19 protein-coding genes are annotated in these 24,611 nt (G+C 52.6%); 8 read left to right on the top strand and 11 right to left on the bottom strand.

From position 1 onward, the window contains the following. Positions 1 to 4: 4 nt before the first annotated feature. Together prlC and ACLJTG_RS13665 are read right to left on the bottom strand one after the other, a co-directional pair. Positions 5 to 2,047 carry an oligopeptidase A gene (prlC, locus tag ACLJTG_RS13670; RefSeq protein ID WP_023204135.1) on the bottom strand — a complete coding sequence of 681 codons (2,043 nt, stop codon included), beginning with the start codon at positions 2,045 to 2,047 and terminating at the stop codon, positions 5 to 7. A 181-nt stretch (positions 2,048 to 2,228) separates the two neighbouring features. Then, positions 2,229 to 3,500 (bottom strand): acid phosphatase, encoded by a 1,272-nt coding sequence (locus tag ACLJTG_RS13665; protein WP_000766151.1) that lies wholly within the window; start codon positions 3,498 to 3,500, stop codon positions 2,229 to 2,231. Between the two features lie 210 nt (positions 3,501 to 3,710). On the opposite strand from ACLJTG_RS13665, the gene ACLJTG_RS13660 reads away from it, so the two are divergent. Continuing rightward, positions 3,711 to 4,553, top strand: a complete 843-nt coding sequence (locus ACLJTG_RS13660; protein ID WP_000954235.1) for a 23S rRNA (adenine(2030)-N(6))-methyltransferase RlmJ — start codon at positions 3,711 to 3,713, stop codon at positions 4,551 to 4,553. Between the two features lie 104 nt (positions 4,554 to 4,657). Continuing rightward, the gene (gene gorA, locus ACLJTG_RS13655; protein WP_000160764.1) at positions 4,658 to 6,010 is read left to right on the top strand and encodes a glutathione-disulfide reductase; all 1,353 of its coding nucleotides are present in this window, start codon (positions 4,658 to 4,660) and stop codon (positions 6,008 to 6,010) included. A gap of 46 nt (positions 6,011 to 6,056) precedes the next feature. On the opposite strand, the gene fraE is transcribed toward gorA, so the two are convergent. From fraE to ACLJTG_RS13630, 5 genes are all read right to left on the bottom strand, one after another. Further along, positions 6,057 to 7,100, bottom strand: a complete 1,044-nt coding sequence (gene fraE / locus ACLJTG_RS13650; RefSeq protein WP_000702755.1) for a fructose-asparagine asparaginase — start codon at positions 7,098 to 7,100, stop codon at positions 6,057 to 6,059. A 58-nt stretch (positions 7,101 to 7,158) separates the two neighbouring features. Beyond that, positions 7,159 to 8,478, bottom strand: coding sequence for an anaerobic C4-dicarboxylate transporter family protein (locus ACLJTG_RS13645; RefSeq protein ID WP_000498939.1), 1,320 nt, complete (start codon positions 8,476 to 8,478; stop codon positions 7,159 to 7,161). 53 nt (positions 8,479 to 8,531) lie between these two features. Then, positions 8,532 to 9,377 (bottom strand): fructose-aspartate kinase, encoded by an 846-nt coding sequence (fraD, locus tag ACLJTG_RS13640; RefSeq protein ID WP_079951233.1) that lies wholly within the window; start codon positions 9,375 to 9,377, stop codon positions 8,532 to 8,534. A 63-nt stretch (positions 9,378 to 9,440) separates the two neighbouring features. Beyond that, positions 9,441 to 10,418: a 6-phosphofructose-aspartate deglycase gene (fraB, locus tag ACLJTG_RS13635; RefSeq protein WP_077906047.1), complete on the bottom strand. Its 978-nt coding sequence runs from the start codon at positions 10,416 to 10,418 to the stop codon at positions 9,441 to 9,443. A gap of 175 nt (positions 10,419 to 10,593) precedes the next feature. Next, positions 10,594 to 11,313, bottom strand: coding sequence for a GntR family transcriptional regulator (locus ACLJTG_RS13630; protein ID WP_000572565.1), 720 nt, complete (start codon positions 11,311 to 11,313; stop codon positions 10,594 to 10,596). Between the two features lie 325 nt (positions 11,314 to 11,638). Here ACLJTG_RS13630 and ACLJTG_RS13625 point away from each other — a divergent pair, with 325 nt between their 5' ends. Beyond that, on the top strand, positions 11,639 to 13,288 hold the full coding sequence (locus tag ACLJTG_RS13625) for an alpha,alpha-trehalase (protein WP_000934257.1): 1,650 nt from the start codon (positions 11,639 to 11,641) through the stop codon (positions 13,286 to 13,288). A gap of 12 nt (positions 13,289 to 13,300) precedes the next feature. Here ACLJTG_RS13625 and ACLJTG_RS13620 read toward each other — a convergent pair whose 3' ends face one another. Further along, positions 13,301 to 14,890 carry an STY4199 family HEPN domain-containing protein gene (locus tag ACLJTG_RS13620; protein ID WP_410959005.1) on the bottom strand — a complete coding sequence of 530 codons (1,590 nt, stop codon included), beginning with the start codon at positions 14,888 to 14,890 and terminating at the stop codon, positions 13,301 to 13,303. Positions 14,891 to 15,170: 280 nt separating this feature from the next. Here ACLJTG_RS13620 and ACLJTG_RS13615 point away from each other — a divergent pair, with 280 nt between their 5' ends. Further along, entirely contained in the window at positions 15,171 to 15,527 is a 357-nt protein-coding gene (locus ACLJTG_RS13615) for a glycoside hydrolase family protein (protein WP_001120252.1), read from the top strand. Positions 15,528 to 15,532: 5 nt separating this feature from the next. Here the strand turns inward: ACLJTG_RS13615 and ACLJTG_RS13610 are convergent, their stop codons facing one another. Then, positions 15,533 to 16,135 carry a response regulator transcription factor gene (locus ACLJTG_RS13610; RefSeq protein WP_001196081.1) on the bottom strand — a complete coding sequence of 201 codons (603 nt, stop codon included), beginning with the start codon at positions 16,133 to 16,135 and terminating at the stop codon, positions 15,533 to 15,535. Between the two features lie 630 nt (positions 16,136 to 16,765). Between ACLJTG_RS13610 and ACLJTG_RS13605 the strand changes: the two genes are divergently transcribed. The 3 genes from ACLJTG_RS13605 (at position 16,766) to ACLJTG_RS13595 (ending at position 20,439) form a co-directional block, all read left to right on the top strand. Beyond that, entirely contained in the window at positions 16,766 to 17,665 is a 900-nt protein-coding gene (locus tag ACLJTG_RS13605; protein ID WP_000358046.1) for a LysR family transcriptional regulator, read from the top strand. Between the two features lie 72 nt (positions 17,666 to 17,737). Further along, positions 17,738 to 18,766 (top strand): inner membrane protein YhjD, encoded by a 1,029-nt coding sequence (yhjD, locus tag ACLJTG_RS13600; RefSeq protein WP_023241050.1) that lies wholly within the window; start codon positions 17,738 to 17,740, stop codon positions 18,764 to 18,766. 350 nt (positions 18,767 to 19,116) lie between these two features. Next, positions 19,117 to 20,439 (top strand): MFS transporter, encoded by a 1,323-nt coding sequence (locus tag ACLJTG_RS13595; protein WP_079897585.1) that lies wholly within the window; start codon positions 19,117 to 19,119, stop codon positions 20,437 to 20,439. 39 nt (positions 20,440 to 20,478) lie between these two features. Here the strand turns inward: ACLJTG_RS13595 and ACLJTG_RS13590 are convergent, their stop codons facing one another. Together ACLJTG_RS13590 and pdeH are read right to left on the bottom strand one after the other, a co-directional pair. Continuing rightward, on the bottom strand, positions 20,479 to 22,539 hold the full coding sequence (locus ACLJTG_RS13590) for an AsmA family protein (RefSeq protein WP_064047133.1): 2,061 nt from the start codon (positions 22,537 to 22,539) through the stop codon (positions 20,479 to 20,481). 109 nt (positions 22,540 to 22,648) lie between these two features. Continuing rightward, a complete protein-coding gene (gene pdeH, locus ACLJTG_RS13585; protein WP_000595626.1) occupies positions 22,649 to 23,416 on the bottom strand; it encodes a cyclic-guanylate-specific phosphodiesterase in 768 nt (255 codons plus the stop codon). Between the two features lie 228 nt (positions 23,417 to 23,644). On the opposite strand from pdeH, the gene ACLJTG_RS13580 reads away from it, so the two are divergent. Beyond that, positions 23,645 to 24,574, top strand: a complete 930-nt coding sequence (locus tag ACLJTG_RS13580; protein ID WP_000037575.1) for a sugar kinase — start codon at positions 23,645 to 23,647, stop codon at positions 24,572 to 24,574. Positions 24,575 to 24,611 lie beyond the last annotated feature (37 nt).

Raw genomic sequence — 24,611 nt, 5'->3', positions numbered from 1 at the left:
AAAATCAGCCTTTAATCCCGTAATGCTCCAGCATCGCGTCCAGCTGTGGTTCACGGCCACGGAAGCGTTTAAAGAGTTCCATCGGCTCTTCAGAACCACCGCGAGTCAGGATGTTATCAAGGAACGACTGACCGGTCTCACGGTTGAAAATGCCTTCCTCCTCAAAGCGGGAATAAGCGTCCGCCGCCAGTACGTCGGCCCACAGATAGCTGTAGTAGCCTGCCGCATAGCCGCCAGCAAAGATATGGCTGAACGCATGTGGGAAGCGGCCCCATGTCGGTGACGGCACCACGGCGACCTGTTTTTTGATTTCAAAGAGCGTCTCAAGAATTTTCGCTCCTTGCTGCGGGTTAAATTCCGCATGCAGACGGAAATCAAACAGACCGAACTCCAGCTGACGCAGAATAAACAGCGCCGCCTGATAGTTTTTCGCCGCCAGCATTTTATCCAGCAGCTCCTTCGGCAACGGTTCGCCGGTCTCATAGTGGCCGGAGATAAACGCCAGCGCTTCCGGCTCCCAGCACCAGTTTTCCATAAACTGGCTTGGCAGTTCGACGGCGTCCCACGGCACGCCGCTGATACCGGAGACCCCGGCGGTCTCAATGCGGGTCAGCATATGATGCAGGCCATGACCAAACTCGTGGAACAGGGTGATCACTTCGTCATGGGTAAACAGAGCGGGTTTACCGTTCACCGGACGGTTGAAATTACAGGTCAGATAAGCGACCGGCTTTTGCAATGTGCCGTCCGCCTTACGCATCTGGCCGACACAGTCGTCCATCCACGCCCCGCCGCGTTTGTGTTCGCGCGCGTACAGGTCAAGGTAGAAGCTGCCGCGCAGCTCGTTATTTTCGTCATACAGTTCAAAGAAACGCACTTCCGGGTGCCAGACATCAACGTCAGTACGCTCTTTGGCAGTGATGCCGTAAATACGTTTCACCACTTCAAACAGGCCATTCACGGCTTTGTTTTCCGGGAAGTACGGACGTAGCTGCTCATCGCTGATGCTGTACAGGTGCTGTTTTTGCTTTTCACTGTAGTACGCGATATCCCACGGTTGCAGTTCCTCAACGCCAAATTCGGCTTTGGCGAAGGCGCTCAGCTGGGCCAGCTCTTTTTCCCCCTGCGGACGGGCGCGTTTCGCCAGATCGGTTAAGAAATCGAGCACCTGCTGCGGATTTTCCGCCATTTTGGTGGCCAGCGATTCATGGGCATAATTTTCGAAGCCCAGCAGTTGCGCCAGTTCATGGCGCAGCGCAAGAATTTCTTCCATCACCGGGCTGTTATCCCACTTACCGGCGTTCGGCCCCTGGTCGGAGGCGCGAGTGGAATAGGCGCGATACATCTCTTCGCGCAACGCCTGGTTGTCGCAGTAGGTCATGACCGGCAGATAGCTCGGGATATCCAGAGTCAGCAGGTAACCTTCCTGCTCTTTGGCTTCCGCCTGGGCCTTCGCTGCCGCCAGAGCGCTTTCCGGCATTCCCGCCAGCTCGGCTTCGTCGGTGATGAGCTTCGTCCAGCCCATGGTGGCATCGAGCACATTATTGCTGTACTGGTTGCCCAGCTCAGACAGGCGAGTGGCGATTTCGCCGTAACGCTGCTGTTTCTCTTTCGGCAGACCGATGCCGGACAGTTCAAAATCACGCAGCGCGTTATCAACCGCTTTCTTCTGCGCGGTATTCAGCGTGGCGTAATGATCGCCGTCGCGCAGGTCGCGGTACGCGTTGTACAGTCCTTCATGCTGTCCAACCCAGGTGCTGTATTCCGACAACAGCGGCAGCGTCTGTTCGTAGGCTTCACGCAGCTCCGGGCTATTTTTCACCGAGTTTAAGTGGCTAATTGGCGAGAAAATACGCCCCAGAACATCGTCGGCTTCCGCCAACGGCTGGCAGAGGTTTTCCCAGCTATACGGCGCGCCATGCGCCACAACGCCTTCTACCGCCGCCCGGCAATCGGCCAACGCTTTGGTGACCGCAGGCACCACATGCTCCGGTTTAATTGCAGAAAAAGGCGGCAGTGAAAAAGACGTTAGTAATGGATTGGTCATATGCGCAGTCCTGTAGAAGAAGGTGAGTGGAGCGCGCTTTTGGCGCTCTCGCGATGAGATCTAGAATGGGGGATAGTAAGGGGAATTTCAATGATGGACAGCGTACAGACGTGGGTATCGCTGCAATAAGCCGCCCCTTTAACATCATCCCGGCTTACGTTTTATAAGCCGGGTGACAACGTCAGCGCGTTTTTCTCGCCATCTCGTAAGCAGCGGACAGATCCAGACGCTGCCAGAACTGTTGATCCTCGGTCTCGCCCGACAACGGATATCCTGCCGGTAACGCCGTCTCTTCCATTAACGCCTGACGCTGCGCTGGCGACAGGTTCGGCAGCGCTGTCTGTAGCAGAACATCGGCGCCTTTTGGTATTTTCAACGGCTGATGCTCGCCTTTCTGTTGCGGCAGGTTATAAGTCATGGTGAAGCGGTAGAAGGTATGCATGGCCGGATCGCGGTACGGATCGTCTTTTCCGGTCGATGCCGCGCATTCGACAATCGTCGTACCGCACTCTTTCACCAGCGCCTCACGCAGTTGAGCGCGAGCTTCGTTGAATAACGTACGGTAATACGGATCGTTAAGATAATGCGCGACATTACGCTGCGCGACCATCCGCGCGCCCATCACATCCAGCGGATAGTGTACGCCAAGGACCAGGCGAGAATAGCCATAACGCGCGCCACGAATCACCAGCGCATCAAAGCGTTCCGGGATCATTTCCGCCATCAACAGCGCATCCGTATAACCGGTATTCGTGTGTCCGCTGGGGAAAGCACCGCCACCTGCGGTATAAGGATGACCATCTTTTACCACCACATCATCCGGCGTCAAATGGATAGTATTACCCGGCACCTGGTAAGGACGCGGGTAATGAAAATATTTTTTCGCCGCGCCGGTGCTGACTTCCGAGGCTTTAATCAACGCCGCCGCTTTGCCCAACTCACCTTTATCATAAGCGGCGAGAAATGCCCGCCCCAGCCGCGGCCCCATTGCGTCGCTCAGGAAATAGAGATACTCCACGCTTTCCGCATCCGCCAGCGCCTGGTGACGGGTATTAACATCGGCATCGTGATTAATCGCCGTCACCGTCGCCAGATTGTCTTTCAATACTGCTTCCGGCAATGTATTGAAGGCGGAAAGTAGGGTAATCCCCATCTGTTGATTCTCAGTAGTATGAAAATCATAACCGCTAGCCTGTAACCAGGCATTATCCGCCTGGATGGAATTCTGTCGCATCTGAGCCAGGGCGTCGCGAGTCAACGCGGCGGTATCGCCTTGTAATGCCTTACGCAACTGTGTCAGCCATTGAGCCTCAAGGTCATTAAAGGCGACGCTCGCCGAGTCGGGCGTCACGCTTTTCGCTATCGACTCCGCCTGGGACAGGGGAATATCTTTCGCCAGTGCCGGCATCGCCAGCGCCAGAGATGACGCCAGTACAGTAATGTGTAGTTTCATTATGGTTCCTTTCATTAAAAATAACGCCAGGTCAAAACTACTACCTTGCCCACAGGCGATGCTGGCCTGCGCAGTTGACGGTTTGATGATACGAACACGTCTTGCAATACTTTCACAACGCGCGAAACAACATGGCGGTACTGGGGTAATCTGCGCGGATCTGCGGTAAACTATCGGCTAACTTGTTTACTTCCCGGAATATCTGCATCCATGCTCAGTTATCGTCACAGCTTTCACGCTGGCAACCACGCCGACGTCCTTAAACATACCGTTCAGAGCCTGATCATCGAGTCGCTAAAAGAGAAAGAAAAACCGTTTCTCTATCTGGACACGCACGCGGGCGCGGGGCGTTATCAGTTGGGCAGCGAACATGCTGAACGTACCGGAGAGTATCTGGAAGGCATCGCCCGTATCTGGCAGCAGGACGATCTGCCCGCCGAACTGGAACCGTATATTAGCGTCGTAAAACATTTCAACCGCAGCGGGCAGTTACGCTACTATCCGGGCTCCCCGTTAATCGCCCGCCAGTTGCTGCGTGAGCAGGACAGTCTGCAACTCACGGAATTGCATCCCAGCGACTTCCCACTGTTGCGCGCGGAGTTTCAAAAAGACAACCGCGCCCGCGTGGAACGCGCTGACGGCTATCAGCAACTGAAAGCCAAATTGCCGCCGGTTTCCCGCCGCGGTCTTATTCTCATTGACCCGCCTTATGAAATGAAAACCGACTACCAGGCGGTAGTCAGCGGCATCAGCGAGGGTTATAAACGTTTCGCCACCGGGACATACGCGCTATGGTATCCGGTGGTACTCCGCCAGCAAATTAAGCGCATGATTCATGAGCTGGAGGCCACCGGCATCCGTAAAATCCTGCAAATTGAGCTGGCGATCCGCCCGGACAGCGATCAGCGCGGGATGACGGCGTCCGGTATGATCGTGGTTAACCCGCCGTGGAAACTGGAGCAGCAGATGAACAACGTGCTACCGTGGCTGCACAGCAGGTTGGCGCCAAACGGTCACGGACACACTTCGGTAAGCTGGATCGTGCCGGAGTAATCACAGCCATCGGTGGAACCTTTCACCTTCAGGTATACAATCGCGAATATTTTGGCGGGTAGCGCAGAATCTATCCGTCCGACAACGAACATAAAGGAGCGGTCATGACCAAACACTATGATTACATCGCTATCGGCGGCGGCAGCGGCGGTATCGCCTCGATTAACCGCGCCGCTATGTACGGCCAGAAATGCGCGCTCATCGAAGCCAAAGAGCTGGGCGGTACCTGTGTTAACGTGGGCTGCGTGCCGAAGAAAGTGATGTGGCATGCCGCGCAGATTCGTGAAGCGATTCATCTGTATGGCCCGGACTACGGTTTTGACGCCACGATTAATCAGTTCGACTGGAGCAAGCTGATTGCCAGCCGTACCGCGTATATTGACCGCATCCATACTTCATACGACAACGTGCTGGGCAAAAATAACGTGGATGTGATTAAAGGCTTTGCCCGCTTTGTCGATGCCAAAACCATTGAAGTGAACGGCGAAACCATCACCGCCGACCATATTTTGATCGCTACCGGCGGCCGTCCGAGCCATCCTGAGATTCCAGGCGTGGAATACGGCATTGATTCCGACGGTTTCTTTGCGCTGTCGGCCTTGCCGGAGCGCGTCGCAGTGGTAGGCGCAGGTTATATCGCCGTTGAACTGGCTGGCGTTATCAACGCGCTGGGGGCGAAAACGCATCTGTTTGTCCGTAAACATGCGCCGCTGCGCAGTTTTGACCCGATGATTAGCGAAACGCTGGTTGAGGTGATGAACGCCGAAGGCCCGCAACTGCATACTCATGCCGTGCCGAAAGCGGTGGTGAAAAACGCCGACGGCAGTCTGACTCTGGAACTGGAAGATGGCCGCAGTGAAACCGTTGATTGCCTGATCTGGGCTATTGGTCGCGAACCGTCGACCGACAATATTAATCTGGCGGCGGCGGGCGTGAAAACCAATGAAAAAGGTTACATCATTGTCGATAAATTCCAGAATACCAACGTTGAAGGCATTTACGCCGTTGGCGATAACACCGGCGCAGTGGAGTTAACGCCAGTCGCCGTCGCCGCCGGTCGCCGTCTCTCCGAACGCCTGTTTAACAACAAGCCGGACGAGCATCTGGACTACAGCAACATCCCGACCGTGGTCTTTAGCCATCCGCCTATCGGCACCGTCGGGTTAAGCGAGCCGCAGGCGCGCGAGCAGTACGGCGACGAGCAGGTAAAAGTCTATAAATCATCGTTTACCGCTATGTATACCGCGGTGACGACGCACCGCCAGCCGTGCCGTATGAAGCTGGTCTGCGTCGGGCCGGAAGAAAAAATTGTGGGTATCCACGGTATCGGCTTCGGCATGGATGAAATGTTGCAGGGCTTCGCGGTAGCGCTGAAGATGGGCGCTACCAAGAAAGACTTCGATAATACCGTCGCTATTCACCCGACCGCATCGGAAGAGTTTGTGACCATGCGTTAATATCTTGTGCGCCCATCTTCAAGGGTGGGCGCACAAGCCTGCATGATTAATACGTACTGAAATAACTCTGGATCAGTTCCGGATTACGCGTCTGAGTTAATGCCGTCATCAGCAAGACTCGCGCCTTCGCCGGGTTGAGCGAGTCAGACACCAGCCCTGGCTGCCCTTTATCCAACGGTACGACGCCGTTTCCGGTGCGGGAAGCGCGCACCACGATAATCCCGGCTTTCTCCGCTTTTTTAATCCCCGCGTCGCTGCGTACCGAGACCGAACCTGCGCCGGTTCCGGCATAAATAATACCGTCCGCGTGATGGGCGATCGCCGCATCATACATATATTCCGGGTCGTCCTGATAGCCGTAAATAATCACCACATTGGGTAATTTTTTGATATTACGTACGTCAAAAACAGATCGCAGGGTATGAATTTTTTCCACCCGCGTTTCGAACTGTGGCTGACCATTAACGATGACCCCCAGATAGCCCTCTTCCGGCGCTTTAAAGGTATCCAGAGTCGTGGCATTAGTTTTCGTCACAAAGCGCGCCGAACCAATACGATCGTTTAAAACCACCATCACACCGCGTCCCTTCGCATTCGGGTCAGCAGCCACCGTGACCGCTTCCAGCAGGTTCATTGCGCCATCGGCGCTGATTGCCGACGCGGGCCGCATTGCAGCGGTAAACACCACCGGTTTGTCGCTTTTCACGGTCAAATTAAGAAAGTAGGCGGTTTCATCGAGCGTGTCAGTGCCATGAGTAATAACCACACCGTCAACATCGTCCCGCGCCAATAACGCATTCACCTTCTGTGAAAGTTTCAGGATGATATCGCTGGTCATATTTTCGCTACCAATATTCGCCACCTGCTCGCCGTCAACGCGAGCGATATTATTCATTTCCGGCACGGCATTTATTAATGTTTGCACGCCAAGTTCACCAGATTTATATCCGGCGGTTTGCGTATTATTGGCTGCCGTCCCGGCGATAGTACCGCCTGTCGCGAGAATAACAATATGCGGTAGTGACGTTGTGCTAAATACACAGTGGCTGATGAGCAGCAACACGGTGGCCATGAAAACTCTAATTTTCATTTTCTTCCTCTGAATTAAAAATAATAAGTGACGTGTGCTATAAAAAATTTAATAACAATCAGGCCAGAACCATTTTTCCTATTAACAGCCCGACAATGACCGAGACAATCACGTTAACTAATCCCGGACGCATAAAACTATGGTTAAGCACATATTTGCCAATACGCGTCGTACCGGTATCGTCAAACGCCAGCGCCGCCAGACACTGCCCTGCCACCGGAATAAAGAAATAGCCGTTAACGGCAGGCCAGGAGCCGATTAACGCATAAGCGGGCAACCCTAACGCCAGCCCCAGCGGCAACAGAATTAACGTCGTTGCCGCCTGGCTGCTGACCATAGCGGACACGAAAAACATCATAATGGCGATAAGCCAGGTATGCTGTTGCAATAGAGTTTGCACTTCTGCCTTAATCAACGCGATATGACCATTCACGAACGTCTCACTCATCCAGGCCAGGCCGAAGGCGCAGACAATCGCCAGCGCGCCTGCCCGAAATACCGTACCGCTGATAATCTGATCGACCTGCGGCCGGCATAACAACACAATCAGGCAGGCAAAAGAGAGCATCGTAATCTGGATAGCGGCGGACATCGAAAGCGGTTGTAGCCCTTTCGCTGTTTCCACCATGGGCCGCAGCGCCGGAATCAGTCCTAACAGAACGATAACGATCGCGCTGGTCAGAAATAACGCCACCGACAATTTGGCGCGCGAAGTGACCACCGTATTTTTACTTTCTTTCTGCGCAGGTTTAATTAACCCTTCAGCAAGCCGACGTTGATATTCCGGATCGTCTTTTAACTCTTTTCCTTTATTAAAGGTCGCTATTGCCCCCATCGCTACGCCGATTAACGTGGCGGGCACGCAAATCATCATAATGGTTGAAATAGAGACGCCCAACGGCGCCATTAAACCAATCATCGCCGCCATGGCGGCAGATATAGGACTGGCGGTGATCGCCTGTTGCGATGCGATAACGGAAATAGATAAAGGACGTTCCGGTCGAATACCTGAATCCCGTGCGACTTCAGAAATAACCGGTAGCAAACTATAAACGACATGCCCCGTTCCTGACATAAAAGTGAAGAGATAACAGATAAACGGCGCTAATAACGTAATGTAACGAGGGTGGCGACGCAGAATTTTTTCCGCCAGTTTGACCAGTAAATCCAGCCCGCCGGAGGCCTGTAAAGATGCGGCCGCCAGGACAACAGAAAGAATAATCAGAATAACATCAATCGGTGGCGTAGAAGGCGTCAGGCCAAAAATAAAAACCATCACGCCGACGCCTAACCCGCCGACCATCCCTAAAAATACGCCGCCGATCCTGGCGCCAATCATCAGGGCCACCAGGATAAAACATAATTCCGTCCAAAACATACTTCCTCCTGGGTTATCTGGAGTGAGTGTCGCTTTACATTGAGGGACGTAACCTATTGTGCAAACGGTTTACCAAAACCAAATGCGCCGTAATGAGATAACACCTGCGCCGCCGATTTCCCGCCCTGCCGCATGGCGCGTAGCACGCTTTCTTTATCGGGTTCCGCCATACCCGATTGCAAAATGGAAAGCAAAAAACCGGTTAAGAAGGCGTCGCCTGCGCCCAGCGTATCGACAGGTTCGATATAAGCAGGTTGCCACTCCAGATAATCCCTGCCGGAAAAATAATAAACTTTTTCATGCCCGCAGGTGGCAATAAGATGCCGACAGCCATAATGATAAAGTTTATTGAGTTTTATTTTGATTTCATCTGGCGATAACCCGCTACAGGAGACAAATCCATAATCTACCCACGGGCATACCTTTTCAAAATAGTCGTCTGTACCGCGCCCGGAAAAATCAAAAGAGAGTAAGACGGTTTGTTGTTTAATTTTCTCCAGTTCCGATTCCAGGTGGCCGTTAATACTGGAATGGACTAAGGTAAATTGTGATATATAGCGAAGATCGTCGTCAGACAGGTTAAAAGGATGTTCCCGCAATACGCCGTTTTTATTGCTGGCGACAAATTGCCGATCGCCATGCGTGAGACGGATACAGGCATACCCATTTTCGCCGGTATAATGGCGGCTGTGAGAGATGTCTATCTGTAGCTGGTGTAATACATCCTGTACGTGCTGCGCGGCGTCGTCATTGCCAAACGCCCCCATAAACGCGCTGGGGATGTCTGCTAATTTCGCATAGACAGCAAAATTTAATGCATTACCGCCGGGGTACATGATGCCGGAATGCAGGTATTTATCGACAACGTTGTCGCCAATACCCAATACGCTGATGCTCATCATTATTCCTTGTTTGTCTTTACAATAAAAAGCGTCCCTGCTTTTTTATCCATCCTGATGTAATTAATATTCCACTTTCCACATATAGCGGCGCGTCGTTAACGGATGCTGACGCGCCTCAGCTAACGCCCGATTGTAAACGGGATAAACGTTATTAAAGAGAGAGTGGTTAAAGTAATCAATAACCGTGGTTTTAATGGTCGATAGCCCCAGTTCTTTCGCATCGACAACTTCAATCCGGCGGCCATATTTTTTCAGGAAGTTTAACGCGCGTTCATCCACCGCCCGCGTATTGCCCTCGGAAAACTGGAATAAGAAAGGCGTATTCGCATCGGTAATTTCAAACGGCCCGTGGAAAAACTCACCGCTATGAATACAGGCGGAATGTATCCATTGCATTTCCATAAAGATACAGATGCTCTGCAGGTAGGCTGCGCCATAGCCTGCGCCGCTGGCGACGGTGTAAATGACTTTATCGTCTTTATATTCCTGCGCGAACGCCTGCGCACGCTCCGCTACCTGCTCGCAAGCGCGCCAGACGATACGGTTGATTTTGCTGACGCCATCCTGAAAATCGTCGTAGTGCGCATACCCTTCCGTCTGCTGGAGCAGTTCGACCGCACTCAGCAGGCCTTTCATCGTTTTCTCTCCGGCAATATCTTTACCGTCGCCAAACGTGTACGTTTCCACATAGTCGCAATGCGCCACCAACGGTGAATCCATTATCCAGGTTAAACCAATGACCGGCGCGCCGTGCTGACGGGCGATTTCAGCCGCTTTAATTGTCTCTGGCGTATTACCTTTGTGGGAGGCGACAACCACAACGGCATTTTCTCCCAGCGCTACCGGCGGGTTGTTAATAAATTCTCCGCTGTTATACAGACCGACAGTCAACGCTTTCGCTTCTTTTTCTAAAAATGCTTTCGCCGGATAGAACGCCGCATAAGAACCGCCGCACGCCACATAATAGACATGTTTAACGCCTCCTTTCTCTGCCTGGCTGGTCACAATATTGCTAACTGTCTCTTTCATACCCATCATGCTTTCCTCTGGTTCCATCAATGATACAGGCGAGGATTCGCCATAAATGACTCATAATGTATTATTATTTTTATATGACATTTAAAGACATTTGATCAAGATGGAAACCAAAAAAAATCGGGATCCGCGATCTGGATCCCGATTCAGCCTGCTCTTCGTTAGCGTAATGCTGACATCATACGGTAAACCGTATTTTATCGCCGACAATCAACTGTTGCGAAACGCAGGAGAGTTCTCCTTTGTTATCAATCATTTCACTTTTTATCAGGATCAGCGGATAACCCTCGTTGACGCCAAGATAATGGGCGACTTCAAAACTGGCATAAACCAGTTCGATCATCTTACGGGAGTGGGTAAACCATAAGTGGTGTTTCTCGCGTAAGCATTCATACAAAGAGTGATTATTAAGATCTTCGTCCAGCAAAAACGCAAAACGAGGGGGAAGATGTACGGTTTCCAGCGATACCGCCACATCGTCGGCATAGCGGATACGTTCAATGACGACCGCTTTTTCGCCATCGTTCATATTCAGTAACGCTTTTGTCTCATCGTCTACCGATTCAAAAACGGATTTGATGGTGCGTGACCCCGGGCGACGTCCCTGGGACTGGCATAACTCGCTGAAACTCATGATGCCGGTCATACTGCGCTGAAATTTCTCACCAGAGACAAAGGTGCCTTTGCCGGAGACACGGGTCAGCAAATTTTCACGCGTCAGCGCATCCAACGCCTTACGGACCGTGACCCTGCTCACCTGCCAGCGCGCGCTCAGTTCATTTTCCGTCGGGATCTGCTGGCCTGGTTTATACTCTCCACGCGCAATGGCCTCTTTTAAGGCGGCTTCAAGCTGCTTATAAAGCGGTTTAGCGCTTTTACTGTCGGGTTGCTCGATCATTTGTATCCATTTGTATTATCATGGTGCCATAGCTTGTATTATAACTATTTACGTTACCTTTGCTTGTGAATCCACGCCATGCGGTGACGTAGTGATACCGCTATGAAACGAATGTTCTGATTTTAGGTCTGGGGCGGGCGTCATGAAAATAGGATTTTCGCAATACTATTCAGTAAGTTATAAATTGTTTTTCTTGAGAGGTAAATTGCGAAATGTGATCTACCGCACACTTTGCCACTCAGGTATCGAAGCGAATGTCTACGCTTAATAGACAGCCGGGCAACACCCGTATCTTTTACGACGCAAGCCGGAGGTCCTTGTCATTATGCTCAACCAGAAATTAAACCCCACGCCTTCTGAAGATCTGACTATTGATGTCGATCTGCTTTATGAAACAGACCCGTGCGAGTTAAAGCTGGATGAAATGATCGAGGCGGAACCGGAGCCGGAGATGATCGAGGGGCTTCCCGCCTCTGACGCCCTGACCCCTGCCGATCGGTATCTCGAACTGTTCGAGCATGTACAGTCAACAAAACTGTTTCCAGATAGTAAAACGTTCCCGGACTGCGCGCCGAAGATGGACCCGCTTGATATCCTGATCCGCTATCGTAAGGTCAGACGCCACCGTGATTTTGACTTACGCCGCTTCGTCGAGAACCATTTCTGGCTACCGGAAACCTTATCCAGCGAGTATGTCTCTAACCCCGAAAACTCGCTCAAAGAACATATTGACCAGCTTTGGCCGATACTGACGCGCGAACCGCAGGATCATATTCCGTGGTCTTCGCTGCTGGCGCTGCCGCAATCCTATATCGTGCCGGGAGGCCGTTTTAGCGAAACCTATTATTGGGACTCTTATTTTACCATGCTGGGTCTGGCGGAAAGCGGGCGCGAAGACTTACTTAAATGTATGGCGGATAATTTCGCCTGGATGATTGAAAACTATGGCCATATTCCCAACGGCAACCGGACCTATTATCTGAGCCGCTCGCAGCCGCCGGTTTTCGCCCTGATGGTTGAACTGTTCGAAGAAGATGGCGTACGCGGCGCGCGGCGTTATCTCGACCATCTCAAAATGGAATACGCCTTCTGGATGGACGGCGCCGAATCGCTGGCGCTCAACCAGGCTTATCGCCACGTTGTGCGGATGCCGGACGGTTCCCTGCTGAACCGCTACTGGGACGATCGCGACACGCCGCGCGACGAGTCCTGGCTGGAAGATGTCGAAACCGCAAAACACTCCGGTCGTCCGCCCAATGAAGTCTACCGGGATTTGCGCGCCGGGGCGGCGTCCGGCTGGGACTATTCTTCACGCTGGCTACGCGATGCGGGCCGGCTTGCCAGCATACGTACGACCCAGTTTATCCCTATCGATTTGAACGCTTTTCTGTATAAACTGGAGAGCGCTATCGCCAATATTTCAGCGCTGAAAGGCGAACGTGACACCGAGGCGCTATTTCGCCAGAAAGCCAGCGATCGACGCGCCGCCGTGAACCATTATCTGTGGGATGATGAAAACGGCTGTTATCGGGACTATGACTGGCGACGCGAAGAAATGGCGCTCTTTTCCGCCGCCAGTATCGTGCCGCTGTATGTCGGTATGGCGAACCACGAGCAGGCCGACCGTCTGGCAAATGTGGTACGCAGCCGTCTGTTAACGCCCGGCGGGATTATGGCGACCGAATACGAAACCGGCGAACAGTGGGATAAACCGAACGGCTGGGCACCGCTGCAATGGATGGCGATTCAGGGCTTCAAACGGTATGGCGACGATATGCTGGGCGATGAAATCGCCCATAACTGGTTAAAAACAGTGAACCATTTTTATCAGGAGCACCATAAACTGATCGAGAAATACCATATTTCCGGCGGTACGCCCCGCGAAGGCGGCGGGGGCGAGTATCCGCTACAGGATGGGTTCGGCTGGACCAATGGCGTGGTGCGCCGCCTGATTGGCCTTTACGGAGAGCCTTAACCTGCTCCGGGCTCAGTGAATCGCATCATAAATGGCTGACTGAATTTTCAGCCATTTTTTATTGTCTGCGCTGGGCCGGGCCTGAGCGCGCAGCCGGGCCTGCTCCGTATCGTACTGCTGGCGCGTCACAACAGCCGGAACGGTGCAAAACGTTTGCAAATAGGTTTTATGCATCGCGGTCAGCGGCGCGCCGCTCGACATGTCATGACTTAACGTTGTGATAAATCGTCGGCAGGGTTTGACCTCATCCATCAGCGCGGGATAACGCAACAACAGTTGCAGCACCTCGGTATGTCCTGCCGCAAACGCTTGCTCCGTCCACGCGAGCTGCCAGTTCATTCCACCCTGGAGGAACAGCGCCGTCACCCGCGTATCATTGCGCTCTATCGCCGCCCGCATGGTAAACGCATCCCAGGTAATCCCCATATGATTGAGCGTTTCCCGCGCGGAAGGCGCCTCGCGCGGTGGTTCATCCTGCGCCATTGCGGGCGCTTGCCCGTTATCGGAGCCTGGCGACGACGAACTAAATAGCCAGAACGCGCCCGCCAGTATCGCCAGCGTCATGACGCCAACCCCGCCCCACAAAGCGCCGGAAATAAGTTGCTCACGCTCTTCAGGCGTACGCGGAGGTCGCTTACGCGGTGGTTCTATGCTCTCGCTAATCTCATGCTTATCTCCCCCGGCCTGCCGATCTTTAAGCCGCGCGGTTTCCCAGAACTGGCGCAATTCACGTTCATCCGCCAGCAGAAACGAAGCGGGATTCACGCGGGTACGTTTTTCGGCATAGGCGCGCTGGATGGGCCGAACGATTTGCTGATACTGAACGTTTAGCAGCATAAGCTGCGCTGAGGTGAGTGGCTGCCTGGCGATAACCTCGTTTCGCGCGAGGCGACAATCATCCAGAAACATACGCAGAGTGGTGCGCGACTCGGCGAACAGCGTTAACGCTGAGGCGTCATTAAAAATTCTGACGTAATGACGGGCAAACAATTTTTTATCAACCACCATAAGCGCCAGTTCGCTGAACAACATGCCCTCCAGCGCATGTTGATCTTCTCCCTGTTTTAACCACTGGCGCAAACGGTCCGGGCCAAAATGTTGCTTGAGGTAGTAATTCAGCGACGCCCGATCCGGCCATGCGCGCGCAATAAGCGCTTTTAACGTCAGTTCTATCGCCCGAAGCTGACGCTGCGCCTCAAGATGCGCCTCCTGGTCGGGTTCTTCCAGCTCAGTTTGATACGTCAGTAGCGGCTGCTGCTGACGTAGATGTTCCAGCGAGGTGACAAAACGCAACGCGGCAAGGAGTTGATTTTCGCTCACCTCTTGCCCGCTGTCATACTGGGGAACATGCTGCTGAAGGTGACGCAGTTGCAGCATAAACTGGCTCAACTGCGCGTCATTTATCCGCAATTTTTTCGCCACCGCGCCCCAACCGCCCAGGTTAAGACGCGCCTGCTCAAGTTGTTCCATGAACCACCGGGGCTCTTTTCCCTCTGTGGTATGAATACCCAGCAGCAGCAGGATTTCTATTGATGCCTGGCGGATAATCCCCAGGCTATGTTCAAAAGGCGCGCGTGTCGCCTGCGAAGCGCTATTCGTCATTATCTTCCCTAAAAAGACGATCCCGCGACGAGATCTTCGTTTTCTTTTAATTATGTTTTTTCATAGATATAACAGATTTAGCCACATTTCAGTGACTTAATCTTAATGATTGCAAATTTATAAGAAGATCGGTTACTAACCAAAAACATCAGTTTTTCATTCTGTCAACGCGGCGTGACGCTGAACGGCATAGACCTTTTCCCTGCCTGCGTTTGGCCGTCTGACCGCTAGCCACGCGTGCAGCACACTTTATAATCGCGCTTTTTATGAGAAAGATGCCATGCCGCACATTTCATCTCGCTTTAGCTCCGCCTGCATCGCGTTTATTAAACAGTGGCAGGGTCTGTCGCTGGAAAAGTATCGCGATCGGCAGGGTAACTGGGTGATTGGTTACGGACATATGTTGACGCCGGATGAGACGCTGACGTTCATTACGCCCGAACAGGCGGAGGCATTCTTGCTGGATGACCTCAATAGCTGCGATATGCTGCTACAGAATTGTTTGCCGGAACTTAATGATCGGTTTCAACGCGAAACGCTTATTGCGCTGATGTTCAGCATCGGACATCAGCGTTTTTTATCATTAATCAATACGGGTGATATTTCACAGCCAGAAATAAGCGGACTGCGAATTTAACGTCGTTAATTCGATTCATTTAACATCATGGCGGCCTGGGTACGATTTTTTACATCCAGCCGCCGGTAAAGCGACTCCAGATGCGCTTTAACCGTCCCGGTACTAATATTTAACGCCCGCCCAATTTGTTTATTTGATTCTCCTGCGGCAAGCATCTGTAAAATTTCCCGCTGGCGGGCGCTTAACGCTTTTATATCACGGGACTCCAGCTCCGTTGAATTTAACCAATCCCCCGGTAAAAACATCATCCCGCGAGCGACAGCATTGAGCGCAAGGACAAAGGTTTCGGCATCAGAATCGCGTGGCACCACGGCCTGAACGTTAAATTGCATGACTTCATGCAGCCACTTTTGACTGCCATCCATCGCCGTGATAATAATCTTCACCTCCGGAAATTGCTGCGCGATTCTTTGTAACACCTCGCGGCAAAATTCAGCATCCAGGCCGCTATCAAGCATGACCAGCGCATCCGGCGCGCTTTCTATTTTTTGCCAGAGTTCTTCTGCCTGACCGACACTCTGGATACTTATTCCTGGAATGTGCTGTTGCAAACTGATTTTCATTCCATGAATAAATATTGACTGCCTGTCAAACATGATTACCTGCATTACTTTTCTCCACCTGGGTAAGATAATAGTCTCAAGATGAGGAAGGGTATTACCCGTAGGGTAAAATAAGAAGTCGCCATTTGGTATAGGCCATTTTACCGATAGTCATTGGTTGAGGAAGAGAAAGGTTATGAATATTTACAGCTTCAACATCGGGATTACAGAATTCGCTAAAATTAGCGTTTTAAAGTAAGGAATATCTTATTAGCGCGAACAGCCAAGGCTAATTTGAATATTAATTTAATGAAGAGTACGCCTGGCGCGTCACAAAGGAAATATCTGCTTTTCGCCTGATGTGTTACAAAAAATAAAGTAGCACATTTTGTTAAAAAATAGCCAATCCGCCTGAAAACCGCGACGATGGGTCAATGACAATACCGTGTATGTACATGCATTTCTCTGCCCCACTACACCCGCTGTTATCGGCGTGTTTTACCGCCCTCGTCCCGTTTATCGGCTTTTTGGCGCTAAAAAGCCTGGCCGGAAGGCGATAAATCCGCCGCGCAACGCGATCAGACGTATTCGTCACGCGAGCAATGATTGCGAAAGGGCTTATTAGATGCTAGAAAATCAATAAAACCAGCCGCTTCAGCGTCACTGTTTCAATAAAAACAATAATAGAGCCTGATGATGGATAAAATATATGCAATGAAATTGTTTGTACGCGTGGCGGAACGGGAAAGTTTTTCCCGTGCAGCAGAAGATATCGGCCTTCCCAAAGGCAGCGTCTCACGGCAAATACAAGCGTTAGAACATCAACTGGGCATCCGCCTGCTCCACCGCACCACCCGGCGGGTACAGCTTACTCAGGACGGTATGGTTTACTACGAACGGGCAAAAGATCTGTTGAGTAACCTGGATGAACTGGAAGGTCTTTTCCAGCCTGATCCCGCCAGTATCAGCGGCAAAATACGGGTAGATATACCGCCATGTCTCGCAAACAGCCTTATCATGCCGCGCCTGCCCACTTTTTTGCATCAGTATCCCGGCATTGCGCTGGAACTTTGTAGTAGCGATCGACAAGTCGATTTACTACGGGAAGATTTCGACTGCGTGGTGCGCACAGAGCCGCTACATGCGCCAGGGATACTGACGCGCCCGCTTGGCAAACTGAGAAGGGTGAACTGCGCCAGCCCACAATACCTGGCGCGCTTTGGGTATCCAGAAAACCTTGACGACCTCGCCTCACATGCGGTGGTGCATTATTCATTGACGCCGGGAGTCTCTTCACCGGGTTTTGCCTTTGAAACTCCCCACGGTATGCAGTGGGTAAAAACCGGCGGAATGCTAACGGTAAACAGTACAGAGACCTGGCATACGGCCTGTCTGGCAGGATTAGGGATCATTCAGACGCCGCGCATTGCTGTACGGGAGGCGTTACGCGCCGGAACGCTCATTGAAATTTTACCGCAATATCGCGCCGCTCCACTGCCGGTGACGCTGCATTATCCCCATCGCCGTAATCTTTCCCGCCGGGTACACCTGTTTATGGTATGGCTGACTGAAACCATTAAAGAGGCCGCAGAGTAGCCGCATTTTCAGCATCCACCGGGGAGAAGCTATACTGACATATTCTATTAATGATGAAGGACTACCGACCTGATGACGCAGGAAAATGACGTAAAACGCCCTATTCAGGAACTGGAGCACAACCCGATACAAAAAATAGAAACGCAGCCGCATGACGCCCCGGAAAAAAACGAAAAGGCAAATCAGGCGTTGCATTCCGTCACCTCCCTGATGCAAAAAATTCAGCGTCAACCAATGGTGGCCCACCTCATTCGCGCGACCGAACGTTTTAACGATCGACTGGGTAATCAGTTTGGCGCGGCTATCACCTACTTTTCGTTTCTGTCGATGATCCCGATAATGATGGTGTCCTTTGCCGCAGCAGGTTTTATCCTCGCCTCGCACCCTAATCTACTGGAAGATATTTTCAGCAAGATATTGATGAATGTGAGCGATCCTACGCTGGCGTCCACGCTTAAAAATACGATTAATACGGCGGTTCAACAGCGTACCACGGTAGGGCTGGTCGGACTGGGTATCGCGCTCTATTCCGGCGTTAACTGGATGGGCAACCTGCGGGAAGCGATTCGCGCCCAGTCACGGGACGTCTGGGAGCGCAAGCCGCAGGATCAGGAGAAAATCTGGCTCAAATATCTGCGCGATTTTATCTCGCTGATTGGATTATTAATCGCTTTAATCATTACGCTGTCCATTACTTCCATCGCCGGTTCCGCCCAGCAGATGATCATCTCCGCCTTGTATCTCGACAGCATCGAATGGTTAAAACCGGCCTGGCATTTGATCGGTCTGGCCATCTCTATTTTTGCCAACTATCTACTTTTTTTCTGGATTTTCTGGCGACTGCCTCGCCATCGTCCCCGTAAAAAAGCGTTGATTCGCGGGACATTTATCGCCGCTATCGGTTTTGAGGTGATTAAAATCATTATGACCTATACGCTGCCGTCACTGGTGAAATCGCCTTCCGGCGCGGCGTTTGGCTCCGTACTCGGTCTGATGGCCTTCTTCTACTTTTTTGCCCGCCTGACGTTATTCTGCGCGGCCTGGATAGCCACCGCCGAATATAAGGACGACCCGCGAATGCCGGGTAAAACGCAACGCTAGTCTGCGGCTTGCTGCCGAATGGCACGCACGGCGTCGTCATTCGGCCTACTGCTGTGTGGACCCAGGCCGGGTATGTAAAGCGTACCCGGCGGTACAATCAGGCACGTCCTTCCGCCTCATCTCATTGTTTCAGCATATAAATCCAGTAATTAACTTTTATTTAACCTGAAACCAGTTTTATCCACCAATTCTAAAATTATGTGAAGCATTTCATAGACGCAAAATGGCTGGCTTAAACATTATCCCCTTTTTGCGCTTTTTTTGACCATTTTTGGCTTTTGTTACACATTGAAATATAACTTTTGCTGTGCGTAATATGGCTATTCGTTCGCTAAAAATAAGAAAATAGTATGCAAGCAACCGCCACAACACTCGACCATGAGCAGGAACATGTTCCGGTAAACTCACGCAATAAAGTCGTTATTGCCTCGCTTATCGGCACCGCAATTGAGTTCTTCGACTTCTATATTTACGCCACCGCTGCGGTGATCGTGTTCCCCCTTATCTTCTTCCCCCAGGGCGATCCCACTGCGGCAACGCTACAATCGCTCGCCACCTTCGCTATCGCGTTTGTGGCGCGTCCGATTGGCTCTGCGCTATTCGGTCACTTCGGCGACCGGGTAGGCCGCAAAGTCACGCTGGTGGCTTCGCTGCTGACGATGGGGATCTCCACGGTCATTATCGGTCTGTTACCGGGCTACGCGACGATAGGTATTTTCGCGCCGCTGCTGCTGGCGCTGGCGCGTTTCGGTCAGGGACTGGGGCTGGGCGGCGAATGGGGCGGCGCAGCGTTATTAGCGACGGAGAATGCGCCGCCGCGCAAACGCGCGCTGTATGGCTCCTTCCCGCAGTTGGGCGCGCCGATCGGCTTCTTTTTTGCCAATGGCACCTTCCTGTTGCTCTCCTGGCTGCTGACCGACGAGCAGTTTATGAGCTGGGGCTGGCGCGTGCCGTTTATCTTCTCGGCGGTGCTGGTGATTATCGGCCTGTATGTGCGCGTGTCGCTGCATGAAACGCCGGTGTTTGCGAAAGTCGCCGCAGCGAAAAAACAGGTAAAAATACCGCTGGGCACGTTGCTGACGAAGCATGTCCGCGTAACCGTTCTCGGCACGTTTATTATGCTGGCGACCTACACGCTGTTCTATATCATGACCGTCTATTCCATGACTTACAGCACGGCCGCCGCGCCGGTGGGGCTTGGCTTGCCGCGCAATGAAATACTGTGGATGCTGATGATGGCGGTGATTGGTTTCGGCGTGATGGTGCCCGTCGCCGGCCTGCTGGCGGACGCATTTGGCCGTCGGAAAAGCATGGTCATCATTACCACGCTCATCATTCTCTTCGCGTTGTTCGCCTTTACCCCGCTGCTGGGTTCAGGCAATCCAGCGCTGGTATTCGTGTTCCTGTTGTTAGGCCTGAGCCTGATGGGGCTGACCTTCGGCCCAATGGGAGCGCTGCTGCCGGAGCTATTTCCGACGGAAGTGCGCTATACCGGCGCATCGTTTTCCTACAATGTCTCATCGATTCTGGGCGCTTCCGTCGCGCCGTATATTGCCGCATGGCTGCAAAGCCACTACGGGCTGGCGGCGGTAGGGGTTTACCTGGCGTCAATGGCGGCGCTGACGCTGATTGCACTGCTGTTAACCCATGAGACGCGTCATCAGGCGTTGTAATAGGGCGCCGGATGGCGTCATCCGGCACGACGTTTCACGTTACTGCTTCATCTGCGTTAAAATCGTCCGGCACTGATTGGCTTCGCCTTCAGAGGGCGAAATGAGCGCCAATAGCGCGGCGGCGGGCGTTACCAACGCCGCCAGCGCTGCCGCAACCGCGCCGCGCGCAATCAGCGGGCCGGGCTTGACGCCCGCCTGCGGATTTTTAAATGTCCCGCGCACGTACAGCGGCGATCGCAGCGTAATAATACGAATCCCCTTACTTTCCGGATCAATGGTTAAATCGAGCTGTTCAGAGGCGAAGCTCGCCGTACCGGTCACGTTAATCAACGCATTTTCTGTATCAAAAGCAAAAATTTGCGGTCGCGCCACGCCGTTCGCAATATTGAGATTCGCCGCCGCGCAGTTAACCCGCACTTCGTCATCGCCAAAAATCTGCCCGACAATATAGTTGCCGACGTTCAGCCCCACGATTTCCATCAGGTTGCGGCTAATCAATCCATCATTCATCAATAATTTCAGATTGCCGTTACTGTTGCCAAGCAGCGCGGCGACCGAGTTGCCCGTTCCGCGAATATCCGCATCGCCGTTCAGCTCGCCCAGCGTTTTCTGCATCAGCTCCACATCCGGCATCAGTTCTTTAAGCTTCAGCCGACGCGCCTGTATATCCGCCCGCCCCTGCATTGGCTTTTTATCCCCTTCCAGATGGATGTTGGAGACAATACTGCCGCCTGCCAGACCAAACTTCAGCGGCTGTAGACGTAAGTCGGCGTTTTTCAGGATGATATGGGTCGAAAGATCGCTAATCGGTAGACTGCCGCCATGCTCAATACGTCGGCCTTTAAACCGGACATCGGCGTCCATAACGTCCCATTTGTCGGTTTCAAAGCGATCGTAAGGCAACACTTTATCCGCCGGCTGAACATTCTTCTCGCCTTTGCGCTGTTCAGACCGTTTCGACTGCTCAGCGTCTTTCCCGGAATCCACGCCAATCAGCGGCCCAAGATCGGCCAGTCGTAACTGGCGCGATTCGACATCGCCTTCCAGTTTAGGGCGCGGTTTACCGGTGGTATAAGTGAGGGAGCCGTGGATATCACTGTCGCCAATGCGCCCATTAAAACCGCGATAATCAAATACCGATGACTTTTCGGCGTCAATTTTCGCCACCAATCGCCCATCGGTCTCAAACGGCGGCGTATCCGGCAGCAGCACGCCGGTTAAATCATATAAATCGCCCAGTGAATCGCCAGAGAATTTAAGCCGCAGATCGACGCCGCCCATTTTCATCGGCTCGTTCACCACGCCGCTAAAAGCCACCCGCGTGTTGCCAGAGCGGAAATCGGCCTGCACAGGAAAAGGCGTACTTTCGCTGCGTAGCGCCAGCATACCGCCTATTTTCCCCGTACCGGTCAACGGTTCCCCGTTATAACGCCCCTGCGCCTTCAGGCCGAAGACATAGTCACCCACGGTGGATTTGTCTGCTTTGCCTTTCGTTCCCGTCACTTCGCTGAACGGCAACGGTTTGCCTAACGGATCGACCAGAATAGTGATATCCGCTTTGCTGACCTTATCATCGATCGCGATTCGCCCCTGGTCGAAGAGAATATTATCCAGCCGGAAGGACCAGGCGGAAGGTTTAGCATTGGGGTCCGTATTCTTGTCTTGCGCGAGGTTAAAGGTCCAGTTATTGGTTTTCTCGGACAGACGAATAAGACGCGCGTCGGGTTTCACCAGTTTGATCCACGGCAGCCAGACGGTTTTGGTCAGGAGCGCCAGCGGAGCAAGCGTCGCCTCAACGCGTGGCAGATGTACCATCGTAACTTCCGGAATATCCGGCGGATTGCCGAGAATGACGTCTTCCGCGTGAACATGCGGCCACGGTACCCAGCTTCGCCAGCCGGTCTCCTGTTTTTGGCGTTCCCACACCACGCCTAAATCGCCGCGAATAGCGAAAGGCCGGTTCAATTCGGTAGAGACTTTCTGGTTGATGGTCGGTTTGAGGCGGTTCCAGTCAAATGTTGCGATCAACAAAATCACTATGGCGATCAACAACAAGAAAGTCCCTGTGATGGCGGCGGTTATTTTGCCTGCTTTAGTCATGTGTTATTTCCTCACTTCTTCCCTTGCCTGTCCTAAAGATAGTTCAGCCAGACGAAAAAGGAGGATGACCGCGCCTCGTAATACCACGTATTACGGGAACAGTCTGGCGTTACAGGGTCAGAATCACCTCTTCGAGCGATATCAGCGGCACGGGTCGAGAAAGAAAATAGCCCTGGGCGGCAAAGGCGGGCGAACGCTGCACATCACGCCACTCTTCCAGCGTCTCCACGCCCTCGACAATAACGCCGCGGCAGTAGCGGTTCATCAGTTGCAGCAGCAGAGTGAACAGGTTGCGTCCCTCCGGGGACTGACGCAGCATGACGAACAGCTCGCGCGCCACTTTAATGTAGTCATAACGCACTTCGCTCAGCGCTGAAAAATTGGCCATACCGGTACCAAAATCATCCAGCCACAGCGGGCCGAACTCACACATCGAGGCGAAAGAGGAGTCTTTCGGCAAACGAATATGTTCCACCAGTTCGAAACGCAGCCAGGGTAAGCGCTCCATCGCTGCCAGAATGTCCGGCTGTCGTCGCATGGCAATCAGCGTAGGGCCGTCGACATTGACCGATGCCAATAAGTGATGGCGAGTGAAAAAATCCGCTTTTTGTTCAAGCTGATGAAGTTGTTCTTTCACTACGTCAATGCGGTGTCGAACCGCTAACTCCGCGAAATAACGATCCGGGGCAATACGTCTGGAAGGGTTATCAGGATGAGTGACGACAGTGAGAAGTTCAACCGCCATCAGACGGCCATCCGTCTGGTATATCGGCTGGTAAGTATAGGCACGCTCGCATTGCAGCCAATAGCGCCGTTCCTGCAAATTCTCTATACCTGCATCAGGAACGCGTAGCTGCTGGATAACCTGCTTTATCATCTCAGTTGTCCTGTTAATGGGAGTGTGACTGTCCGGACTCGTCAAAGGTTATCGGCGTTCAGGCAGAGAACTTTACCCTCGGTCCCTGGCAAAATAAAAACAGACCCCGAAACTTGTCAAAAATACGCACTTGCTCAAAAAAATAATGGACCGATGTTTTAATATTATTGACCACTAAACATCCACAGCGCACACTAACGCTAATTTTTACAGATCAGGTTCACGACTATGTCTAAAAAGATTGCCGTGATTGGCGAATGCATGATTGAGCTGTCGCAGAAAGGCGCTGATGTTCAGCGCGGCTTCGGCGGCGACACGCTGAATACCTCCGTTTATATTGCCCGTCAGGTCGATTCTGCCGCTCTGGCCGTTCACTATGTGACGGCGCTGGGTACCGACAGTTTCAGCCAACAGATGCTGGAGGCGTGGCAGCATGAAAATGTGGATACCTCGCTAACGCAGCGGATGGAAAATCGCCTGCCAGGCCTCTATTACATCGAAACCGATGACACTGGCGAGCGTACCTTCTACTACTGGCGTAACGAAGCGGCAGCGAAATTCTGGCTGGAGAGCGAACAGTCAGCGGCTATCTGCGAGGCGCTGGCGACCTTCGATTATCTCTACCTGAGCGGCATTAGCCTCGCGATTTTAAGCCCGACCAGCCGTGATAAGCTGCTGTCTTTATTGCGTGAATGCCGGGCCAACGGCGGGAAAGTCATTTTTGATAATAACTATCGCCCGCGTTTATGGACAAGTCGCGAAGAAACGCAGCAGGTCTATCAAAAGATGCTGGAATGTACTGATATCGCTTTCCTGACACTGGACGATGAAGACGCGCTATGGGGTCAGCAACCGGTGGAAGAGGTCATTGCCCGCACCCATGCGGCAGGCGTGCAGGAAGTGGTGGTAAAACGCGGGGCGGACTCTTGCCTGGTCTCAATTCAGGGCGAGGCGCTCATTGACGTTCCGGCAGTAAAACTGCCGAAAGAGAAAGTGATAGACACCACTGCCGCAGGCGACTCCTTCAGCGCCGGTTATCTGGCCGTTCGTTTGACGGGCGGCAGCGCGACGGATGCCGCGAAGCGCGGACACCTGACGGCCAGCACGGTAATTCAGTACCGTGGGGCCATTATTCCGCACGACGCGATGCCGCAGTAAGTCATTTGCTCTTGCCCGGTGGCGCTGCGCTTACCGG

Source organism: Salmonella sp. SAL00672, assembly GCF_046552175.1.
GTDB classification, from domain to species: Bacteria; Pseudomonadota; Gammaproteobacteria; order Enterobacterales; family Enterobacteriaceae; genus Salmonella; species Salmonella enterica.
Note: the sequence above shows the minus strand (reverse complement) of the source record. Positions and strands in the feature narration are given on the sequence as shown.